Annotated in this window: 7 protein-coding genes; 3 read left to right on the top strand and 4 right to left on the bottom strand. The window is 62.1% G+C overall.

The genetic code is table 11. From position 1 onward, the window contains the following. Window positions 1-6: 6 nt before the first annotated feature. From VH599_19625 to VH599_19635, 3 genes are read left to right on the top strand one after another with little or no spacing between them, the layout of a single operon-like run. Entirely contained in the window at window positions 7-1,485 is a 1,479-nt protein-coding gene (locus tag VH599_19625; protein HEY7350528.1) for a hypothetical protein, read from the top strand. Window positions 1,486-1,510: 25 nt separating this feature from the next. Continuing rightward, complete coding sequence (locus VH599_19630) at window positions 1,511-2,191, top strand: hypothetical protein (GenBank protein HEY7350529.1); 681 nt, start codon at window positions 1,511-1,513, stop codon at window positions 2,189-2,191. Between the two features lie 51 nt (window positions 2,192-2,242). After that, complete coding sequence (locus VH599_19635; GenBank protein HEY7350530.1) at window positions 2,243-2,641, top strand: DUF433 domain-containing protein; 399 nt, start codon at window positions 2,243-2,245, stop codon at window positions 2,639-2,641. 24 nt (window positions 2,642-2,665) lie between these two features. Here VH599_19635 and VH599_19640 read toward each other — a convergent pair whose 3' ends face one another. From VH599_19640 to argJ, 4 genes are all read right to left on the bottom strand, one after another. Further along, window positions 2,666-3,592 carry an LLM class flavin-dependent oxidoreductase gene (locus VH599_19640; GenBank protein ID HEY7350531.1) on the bottom strand — a complete coding sequence of 309 codons (927 nt, stop codon included), beginning with the start codon at window positions 3,590-3,592 and terminating at the stop codon, window positions 2,666-2,668. A 23-nt stretch (window positions 3,593-3,615) separates the two neighbouring features. Further along, complete coding sequence (locus tag VH599_19645) at window positions 3,616-4,647, bottom strand: DMT family transporter (protein ID HEY7350532.1); 1,032 nt, start codon at window positions 4,645-4,647, stop codon at window positions 3,616-3,618. 147 nt (window positions 4,648-4,794) lie between these two features. Beyond that, window positions 4,795-5,688, bottom strand: a complete 894-nt coding sequence (locus VH599_19650) for a hypothetical protein (protein ID HEY7350533.1) — start codon at window positions 5,686-5,688, stop codon at window positions 4,795-4,797. Window positions 5,689-5,825: 137 nt separating this feature from the next. After that, window positions 5,826-7,043, bottom strand: a complete 1,218-nt coding sequence (argJ, locus tag VH599_19655; GenBank protein HEY7350534.1) for a bifunctional glutamate N-acetyltransferase/amino-acid acetyltransferase ArgJ — start codon at window positions 7,041-7,043, stop codon at window positions 5,826-5,828. Window positions 7,044-7,261: the final 218 nt, after the last annotated feature.

The following is a 7,261-nucleotide window of genomic DNA, read 5'->3' on the forward strand; positions in this document are numbered from 1 at the left end:
GCACCCATGATGAACCGTCCTTCGCTTCGCAGCATCCCGCCTGAGTATCTCGATGAAGATGCGCTCTTTGAGGCCACACAAGAAGCGCGCCCATCCGGCTTTGGACGACGCATCTGGCATGGCTGGCTCTGGCTGACCAGCCCGCGCCCTGAGCAGTTTAGCGCGGACCTGGCCGGGCAAGAACTCTTCCGCCGCTCGCAGATGGTGAGCGTGCTGCTGGTGCTGGTGCTGGCGGCCATTCTGATTCTGCTCCCTGATGTGTTCATCCAGCCGCGTCTGGTGGTGTCGCTCGGTGTGAATATCGGGTTAGGTCTGCTGGCTACGTTCTTGAATCGCGCTGGCAAGATTACTCTGGCCGGATTGATCTGCATCGGGCTGGTAGACCTGGGGGTCACGGCGGCCATTCTGAATAACCCCACAGGGCTGAGCAGCCTGTCGCCGTCGATCTTTTCTCTGTATCTGATCGCGGTGCTGGATGCAGGGGTGGTTCTTTCACGCCCCTGGATTGCTGTGACGGGTATCGTGCAGATCGCCCTCATTGTGGGGTTCTTCCTCGTGCTGCCTCATGATGCTTCATTGAATCTGTTGGTGCAGAGCAATTATAACGGCCAGGACTATCCGGTGCTGGTCCCGCCGATTTTGCTGATTATGTGTACGACGACGATTGTCTGGCTCTATTCTGCCGGTGTGCAGCGCGCCCTGCTGCGAGCCAGCCGGGCGGAAGAACTGGCGGAGGCGCGGATGCGCCTGCACAATCAGGCGCGGCAGATCGCGGAACAGAACCAACGCCTGGAGCATGGCATCGGCACACTGCAAGAGGTACACGCGCGCCTTGCCAATGGGGAATATTCGGCGCGCGTGAATTTGCAGGGGAACGAACTGCTGCCCTTGGGGCTGAGCCTGAATCTGCTGGCCGAGCGCCTGAGCCGGGGTGGGCGCGCTCAGCAGGATTATCATCGGCTGGAGGAAGCTATCCAACATCTGGTGAAGGCATGCGTGGCGCTGACCAGGGGCGCGTTCCCGGTGACGCTGCCTTCAACCGGCACGCTGGTCGATCAGACTGCTCCGTTCCTTCTATGGGTCCAGCAGTTAGTGAGCCATATGACGCAGGGAAGCACGCTGGCGGAAGACCTTCAGAATGTCTTGCAGCATCAGGTGGGCTACCTGGCGCAAGTGGAATCGTCTCTTTTTGGCCTGCGGTCCCTGATTAACTCCGGGATGAACGATGCCGCCGAGTGGCATCCCGCCTACCGCAGCGGCCCGATGAGCGCGAGACCGACCCAGGATTTGAGCGAGCCTGTACCGCTGCGGCTGCGCAGGCTGCTGGAGCAGGAACACGATCTGTGCGAGCGGCTGACTCAGGGCTGCGCGCAGGCCCACCAGCTAGGGAAACGCTGTGTCCAGGGGACACGCATACTCAGCCTGCAACTGAAAGAGGGCCTGGGCATGCGGTCTGCTGGCGGCAAGGCGAGCGGCCCGCTTTAACCGCCTGCGAGCAGCAGCATCATGGATGCGCTATAATACGGGCATGAGCGAAACATCCCTTCCTGCCAAAAATACAGATACAAGGCATACAGATATAGGCGAAATCCAGCCTCCGGCCACCGATACACCAGCAGCCGAGGCGGCAGCGCCATCCTCTGCGCCAGCGGCGCATGCCCGCAAGAAACCGGCTAAGGGGCGCATCTTCCGCCGAACGAGCTATGCCCGCGCCGTCATCGAGGGCGTCAGCATCTTCGCGGCGTTCCGGCTGCTGGAGATGGTTGCGCGGGACACCTGGCCGGGCGCAGCGATCATTGCCTTCTTCTTCTTGCTGCTCTTGCTCCAGTTTTCCCCGCCGGTCTGGGCGGCCATGCGCGTCGTGTCCACGAAGCGCGAGAAGATGAGCGCGCGCTTTTGGAAGATGGGGCCGATGCTGGCGGGCCTGTGTCTGCTGGTGGATGTGGTGGTGGCGCTGGGCCTGGGCAGCGCGAACCTGCTGGTGGGGCCGGATGGCTTCGGTCCCGCGTGGGCGCGGCTTCTGCCGGGCGCGGCGCATCCGCTTTCGGTGGTTTCCTTTGCCGTCAATGAGGTTGGCTACGCGGCCTTTCTGCTGATCTACTTCATCATTGCCGTTGTCTGTACACGCCTGGCAAACGGTGGCTTCCTGCGCTTCACTATGCCCGCTGGCAACGGGCGCGTCACGCTCTAGGCAGAGCGAAACACCAGAGCGGCATAGCACGCTATCCAGGGGGTGAACAACATGAGCCTTGAGCCAGAGAAAGAAGCCGAGGCGTTTACGCCAGTTCCAGGGACACAAGAAACCGACATCAAAGGAATTGTACGCACCCCCGGTGTGTACGGCGGATTGCTGCGCATTGCGGGCCACCGGATCGCGGTGCATGATATTGCTGAGTGCATTCACCAGGGGTATACACCTGAGCAGATTGTCTCCGAGGATGTTTATCCCACGCTCACCTTGACCGAAGTGTATGCTGCTTTGCACTATTACTATGAGCATAAAGAAGAGATTGACCGCGAGATCGCCGAGGATATAGCGTATGTCAAGCAACGCGCTCAGGAAAGTGTGTCGCCCTTTGCTCAGAAACTCCGCCAACTCATCAAGGAACGGCGTGAGCAAGAACTGCGCGCAACCGGCTAGAGTATTATGATTGGTAGAGGCTCCTCACCCCTGATCGAGCCGTTCGATCACGCGGGCGAAGCGCCCGACGCCCACGACGCCTTCTGGCTCGACGGCGACGATCAAATGCTTGACGCCGATGGCGATGAACTTGCGCAGCATGTCGGCGACTTCTTCAGGCGTGCCGGTGATTTCCGGCGCGTTCGCTGGCTTCGATTCGCCGGGCGCGAGCAGCCGCGCCCCAACGGCGGCGGTGAACTCAATAGTGGCCGGGTCGCGCCCCACCTTCTGACAGGCTTCCAGCAAGTCAGGATATTTGCTGGCAACGTGGTCAGCGCCTAACGTCCAGGCGGTAGTGTTCCAGGCGTCGGCATAGCGCGCGGTCAGTTCCAACAGACGCGGGCGGCGAGCGCCGATCAAGATCGGCGGGCCAGCTTTGGACGGGCCACGCGGGCGCAGCACAGCCTCGCGCGCCTGATAGTATTTCCCCTCGAAATCAACGTGGCCCTCGCGCAGCAGGGGCAGAATGATGTGCAGCGCCTCCTCGAAGCGGCTGGCGAGGTGATCGAAGGGGTAGCCAAAGGCGCGATATTCCGGTTCGTGCCAGCCCGCGCCCAGGCCCAGGATGAAGCGGCCATTGCTGATCTCGTCGAGGCTGTCGGCCATTTTGGCGATCAGGGTTGGATTGCGAAACGACGTGCAGGCCACCAGCGGGCCAAGCTGCATGCGCGAGGTGACGGCGGCCAGCGCGCTCAGAAAGGTGAAGACCTCCCAGCAGCCCTGCTCGTCTTTGCCAGGGAAGCGAAAGATCAGGTGGTCGGCCAGCCAGAGCGAGTCGAAGCCAGCCTGCTCTGCCGCCTGCGCCGTGTCTTGCAGGTCGCGGTAGCGCGGCGTCTGGCCGTTCACCGACGCCTCATCAATGGAAGGAATCAGGCCAAGTTTCATCCGGCGCGCTGGGGCGCTCTGAGTCATGGGAGGTTCCTTTCTCTTGCAGCCTATCCTGGCGGCGCAGGCGGCGCTGCCTCGCCTTCTGGTGGATTGCCTGCTGTTTGCGGGGCCGCGCGTTCTTCTACCAGGGCGCGCTCCCGATATTGCTGTCGCGCAGGGAGAATGACGGCAAAAATGAGGCCCACCAGAATAAAGACGCCGCTGATGAGCAGATTGATGCTGAGTTGTTCGCCCAGGAGGGGAATGGCATAGGCGACGGTCAAGAACGGCGCGACAAACCCCATAGCACTGGCGGCAAAGGCGCTGCTGCCCTGGATGCCCCATTGGAAAGCGGTATCACGGCCAACCGAGACGAGCAGCGCCAGCCCCACTGCCGAAAGCACCGCCAGCCAGGTGAGGTTGGCGTGGATGGCCTGCTGGCGCAGAATATCTGGCAGGACCAGCAGCGGCATAAGCAGCCCGCAGGTCAGCAGCGCGTAGCAGACAAGCTCTAGTGGATGATAAGACCGGCTCTGGCGCTGGGCCAGCAGGCTGAACGATGTCCAGGCAAACGCGGCAATGATGATAAACAGGTTGCCCATCGGCGTACCCAGCGAATTGCCCAGGCCCCCTTCCACCGAGCCAAGCAGGACGATGACCACGCCGGTGATGCCCAGCGTGGTACCCAGCACTTTCGCCGGGGTGAGCGCCTCTCGAAAGAAGATTCTGGCCCCGATCAACGCCAGCACTGGCACCAGCATATAGATCAGTTGGGCGGCGAGGGCGGTAGTGAAGCCGATGCCAACCGCAAAGCAGATGCTGTTCAGTCCATAACAGAGGCTCATGGGCAGGGCGTTGAGAAAGCTGCGCCAGCGCAGGCCGCCAGGGACGCTCCAGATAGCGATAGGCAGCATCACCAGTGCGGCAATCCAGATGCGCAGGGCGGTCACGGTGAACGGCGACAAGCTTTCCAGCGCGTATTTCGCCAGAAGCGCGGCGGAAGATGAGAGGCCAACGGCCAGCAGGAGCGCCAGAATGCGCCATACGCTGGAGGAGGGCTTCTGGGGTACGCCTGTTTGACTCACTTGCCAACCTTTCACAAGCCCCTTCCCTGGAGTGCTCCCTGCTGCCCTGGGTCATCAGTTGTTCTAAGAAAGATTATAGCGCCCCCATGCCAATCAGGCTAGCGGCGGTCTGGCGAGGCCAACCGCAGCCCCAGGCCAATCATCACGCTGCCGGTCAGCGCCTTATGATAAGGAGGTGTAGGAGAACCAGCCGCTCTTTTGCTCGCCCTTGTTGGCCCATTCGATCCTCAGATAGAGAACATAGTCGTGCGGCTTGCCTGGCGACTGGTGCATAAAGAAGAAGCCATGCCAGGGTTCCTGGTCTTCGTCCTGGAAGGTCCAGGCGTGCCAGGCCACCGGCCCATGCTGCCCGGCGTCGGTGCGCGTCCATCCCCCCTGTTCTAGCTGGGTGGCGTAATGGGCGGCAAGCGTGGCGAGATCGGCGTCGGCCTCCAGCGTCGCCGACGAATACCAGCTATCGCTGCCGCCGCCGCCACCACCGCCCATCTGCCGCGCGCCCGCTGGCGGGGCTAGCGGCGGGATAAGCTGCTCCATGCCCGGCCTGTGCATGCGCTCCCGGCGCATTCTTGCCGCGTGGCCGCAGGGGGATTCGCGCTCATCCAGGTTCAGGTCCAGGCGCACACCAGTGGCGCCAGTCTGCTCCGTCATGGCAGTGATGTGGAGCGCCGGGCCATGTGGCCCCTTGCAGAAAAGAGCGCTGTGGCTCAGCGCAAGCATATGAGAATGTACAAAGCCGCCGTGTTGGGGTATGCCCATCGGCTGCTCTGGCTCGGCCCAGCCTGCCGCCTGCAACTGCTCTTTATAGAAGGCGAGCGTCTGCTCCGGCAGCAGCGGCACATCCAATACGATGTCTATGTGGGTGGCGCTGCGCGCCAGGCTGCCGATGATCCTGCTGCCCTCTGGGATGGGAAGCTCGAACGGCAGGTTTTCCGGCAGGCGCCCAACGAAGAGTTGGGGGTTTTGTGTGCGTGGGTCGAATGGAGAGGTAGTCAAACGCAGCGCCAGTTCTTGCAGCAATGCCTCGCGGTTCTCAGGATTCAATGGGTTCGTGTCCATAGCGCGCCTCCAGCAGATAGCTCTTCTCTTCCATACTCTAAAAAGTTGCTGGTATGCTATCTATGATAGCACGTTTCGCCAGGCAGCGACGCGCTGTTGAGTAGCAGGCGCTACGAGTGGCGACACCAATAATCCTGCTAGCGATGATAGGTGGCGTTCTCGTCAATGTAGCCGTGAGTCATGTCGCAGCCCCAGGCGGTGGCGCTGTAGAAGCCGACGTGCAGATCAGCGGTGAGGGTAAACTCGGCCTGGGCCAGCACCGCTTTGGCCGCCTCTGGCTTGAAGTCGGCAGCAACGCCATTGCGCATTACGGCTACGTCGCCAAAGGAGACATCTAGCCGGTCATGGTTCATCTCGGCCCCGCACGCGCCCAGCGTGGAAAGCACGCGGCCCCAGTTGGGGTCTTCGCCATAGACGGCGCAGCGCCAGATGGGCGAAATGGTCAGGGCGCGGGCGGCGCGGCGGGCGTCGGCGTCGGTGCGCGCGCCGCGCACAACGACTTCCATCAGTTTCGTCGCGCCTTCGCCGTCGCGGGCCATCTCGCGGGCCAGATAGCGGGTGACATGGCGCAGCGCCGCCTCGAAGACGGACGCGCCCGGCGCGTCGGCGGTCAGCGGCTCGTTTCCGGCCACGCCGTTAGCGAAAAGCAAGACAGTATCATTGGTGGACATGTCGCCATCCACGCAGATCATGTTGAACGAATCGTTGACGGCCCGCCGCAGCGTGTCTTGCTGAAAGGCAGGGTCCAGGGCTGCATCCGTGGTCAGATAGCAGAGCATCGTCGCCATATTGGGGTAGATCATGCCGGACCCCTTGGTCGTGCCGCCCAGGCGCACCGTCTTGTCGCCAAGCGCGAACTCGATGGCGATCTCTTTGGGGCGTGTATCGGTGGTCATGATGCCCAGGGTGAAGAGATGCCCGCCATCTGCTGCCAGTTCGACCTGAGCGATGCCATGCTCGATCTTCTCCATAGGCAGCGGACGCCCGATGATGCCGGTGGAACTCACCAGGACATGCTGGGGAGCGATGTCTAGCTTTTTGGCGGCCAGATCAGCCATGCGGCGGGCGTCAATCATGCCGCGCTCGCCGTTGGAGCAGTTGGCGTTGCCGCTGTTCATGACAAGCGCCTGCGCGTGGCCGCCCGTGGCAAGCAGATGCTCTTTGCAGAGCAAAACGGGCGCGGCTGGGGCGCGGCTGGTGGTGAAGGTTCCGGCGACGGCGCAGAGCGTATCGGAAGCAAGTAAAGCCACGTCGCGGGTATCTGGATCAGCTTTAATGCCAGCGGAGGTAGAGCCGGCCTTGAATCCTGGCGGAGCGGTGACGCCGCCCTGGATGGAGCGAAAATCGCTTGACATACATGAACTCCTCTGTTCTATTGGTTCACGCCCTGGGCGATGAGGAAGCGGAGGGGGTTGGAGGCGGCATCTGCCGCACAGTGCATTCTACAACCGCTGGTTGGGCAACGCAAATACGCCAGGGTTCCACCAAAAAATGAGGTGGTGGCAAGCGAGACGTGTTACTTGTAGCGCCGCCTGGAAGGCGGCTCAACGCTGGCCGCCTTCCAGGCGGCGCT

This window comes from Ktedonobacterales bacterium (genome assembly GCA_036557285.1).
Classification (GTDB): Bacteria; Chloroflexota; Ktedonobacteria; order Ktedonobacterales; family DATBGS01; genus DATBHW01.

What these genes read in the sequence shown, in the direction of transcription:
- VH599_19625 (HEY7350528.1), top strand. Translation starts at nt 7, where the DNA reads ATGATGAACCGTCCTTCGCTTCGCAGCATCCCGCCTGAGTATCTCGAT.
- VH599_19630 (HEY7350529.1), top strand. Translation starts at nt 1,511, where the DNA reads ATGCGCTATAATACGGGCATGAGCGAAACATCCCTTCCTGCCAAAAAT.
- VH599_19635 (HEY7350530.1), top strand. Translation starts at nt 2,243, where the DNA reads ATGAGCCTTGAGCCAGAGAAAGAAGCCGAGGCGTTTACGCCAGTTCCA.
- VH599_19640 (HEY7350531.1), bottom strand. Translation starts at nt 3,592, where the DNA reads ATGACTCAGAGCGCCCCAGCGCGCCGGATGAAACTTGGCCTGATTCCT.
- VH599_19650 (HEY7350533.1), bottom strand. Translation starts at nt 5,688, where the DNA reads ATGGACACGAACCCATTGAATCCTGAGAACCGCGAGGCATTGCTGCAA.
- argJ (HEY7350534.1), bottom strand. Translation starts at nt 7,043, where the DNA reads ATGTCAAGCGATTTTCGCTCCATCCAGGGCGGCGTCACCGCTCCGCCA.